The 1,326-nt window shown below is 28.1% G+C and carries 2 protein-coding genes; both read left to right on the top strand.

Annotation, left to right across the window (positions count from 1 at the left end):
* Positions 1-276 precede the first annotated feature (276 nt).
* Positions 277-702, top strand: a complete 426-nt coding sequence (locus EKM67_RS10705; RefSeq protein WP_125552334.1) for a YjdF family protein — start codon at positions 277-279, stop codon at positions 700-702.
* Between the two features lie 16 nt (positions 703-718).
* A complete protein-coding gene (locus EKM67_RS10700) occupies positions 719-1,273 on the top strand; it encodes a response regulator (RefSeq protein WP_125578956.1) in 555 nt (184 codons plus the stop codon).
* Positions 1,274-1,326 lie beyond the last annotated feature (53 nt).

Below are 1,326 nucleotides of genomic sequence, written 5' to 3'. Positions count from 1 at the left end.
CAGAACACGATCCTTCCTATAATGGCATTATACTAAATCGTGTCCATAGATTCATACTACATCCAAGTTTTCAAATCATAATCTTATCATTATATATAATATTAATAATGAACTTTACGTTGACTAATTCAAAAAAGTAATTATACTTTGTATTAGCATTGGGATAAAAACACAGTTTTGGCCGGTAGTCCAAACACGATTAAATCGTCAGTAGCCTTCCTCCGGGTCGTCCATTCCCATAGAAAGTGAAATTTTTACCATTATGGAGGTATTATTTTGAATAATAATAGTTTGAGTTGCACGATAGTTTTCGAATCACCTTTTTATAAGGCTATTTTTGAAGAACATTTAAATAAAGCTTACAGTGTAGCAACTTTAACTTTAGGTCCATCTGAACCTAAAATTGAAGATATCTATTACTTTATTTTGTTCAATTGGAAAAAACTAAATTTTTACAAAACAACTTCAGATTCTATAATTCAACATCGAAAAATCAACCCAAAAAGATTACAAAGAGTCGTAAAAAAACAGATATTACAGAATAAAGCGGTTGGCACAAAAGCACAAAATGCTATAAAAAAACAACATGATGAAATAAAAAAAGTAAAGCGTACAAATAGAAGAACTGATAAACTGGAACAAAAAGAAAAAAAGTTTCAACTCACAAAAAAAAAGCGACAACAAAAACATAAGGGGCACTAGGCATATCGGGGGTTATATGAATATAATTATATGCGATGATAATTTAGAATTTCTTAAAAGCTTTAAAAAAATGTTAATTACTTTAGATGTCCAATATAATTTAAATTTAAAAATATTCTCTTATAGCAACACGGAAACACTAATAAATAAGCTAACATCACTTAACGAAGAATTTATTTTGTTTTTAGATATAGAGTTTGAAAACGAATCAAAAAATGGTATTCAGGTTATCAATAATTTCATAGACGGTTCTAAAATGTGTGGTGACCTATATTATCTCACCAACTATCCGAATTTCGTTTTTGATTCTTTTAATACCCATCCCGAAAATTACATTTTAAAACCCTTAACGATTGATAATTTATGTAGAATCTTGCTAAAAGCAGTTAGAAATATAAGCGAAAAGAAGAATAAAAAGTTTATTGAATGTAGGTCAGTTAACTCAATCGATTCAATCAATATACAAATTAATAAAATAGTTTATATAGAATTAATTAGTTCACCTAAAAGAATTATCAAAATAGTAACATCTAAAAACCTTTTTTTAATCCATGGACTGGATGTAGTATGAATCTATGGACACGATTTAGTATAATGCCATTATAGGAAGGATCGTGTTCTGAT

Origin of the sequence: Lapidilactobacillus mulanensis (assembly GCF_003946215.1) — a bacterium.
GTDB lineage: Bacteria > Bacillota > Bacilli > Lactobacillales > Lactobacillaceae > Lapidilactobacillus > Lapidilactobacillus mulanensis.
Note: the sequence above shows the minus strand (reverse complement) of the source record. Positions and strands in the feature narration are given on the sequence as shown.

Coding starts and splice junctions, on each gene's coding strand:
- EKM67_RS10700 (WP_125578956.1), top strand. CDS start 719: ATGAATATAATTATATGCGATGATAATTTAGAATTTCTTAAAAGCTTT.